General features: G+C 60.8%; 1 protein-coding gene. It reads left to right on the plus strand.

Annotation, left to right across the window (positions count from 1 at the left end):
• Window positions 1–74: 74 nt before the first annotated feature.
• A partial coding sequence (locus KKP04_RS15315; protein WP_215033555.1) for an IS5 family transposase occupies window positions 75–401 on the plus strand: 327 nt, incomplete at its 3' end.

Consider the following 401-nt stretch of genomic DNA (forward strand, 5'->3'; position numbering starts at 1 on the left):
TAGGTGATAAACCCATAAAGGGATTCCCGAATCGGGCGCGCTGTGATTCAAACTCCCAAACGAGGGAGTTTCTCATGGCGCGCTTCGATCTGACGGATTTCGAGTGGTCTGTGATCCAGCCTTTGCTTCCGAACAAGCCGCGCGGGGTTCCGCGTGTGGACGACCGGCGGGTGCTGAACGGCATCTTCTGGCGTCTGCGGACGGGCGCGCCGTGGGCCGACATTCCGGCCCGATATGGCCCGCATACCACCTGCGTGAACCGCTTCAACCGCTGGCGCAAGGCGGGCGTATGGGACCGGCTTCTCGACGCGATTTCAAAGGCTTACGACGGCGACATCCAGATGATCGACTCGTCGTCGATCCGCGTCCATCAGCACGCGGCCAACGGAAAAAAAAAGCCG

The organism is Rhodomicrobium sp. Az07, from assembly GCF_018619475.1.
In the GTDB taxonomy this organism is placed as follows: domain Bacteria; phylum Pseudomonadota; class Alphaproteobacteria; order Rhizobiales; family Rhodomicrobiaceae; genus Rhodomicrobium.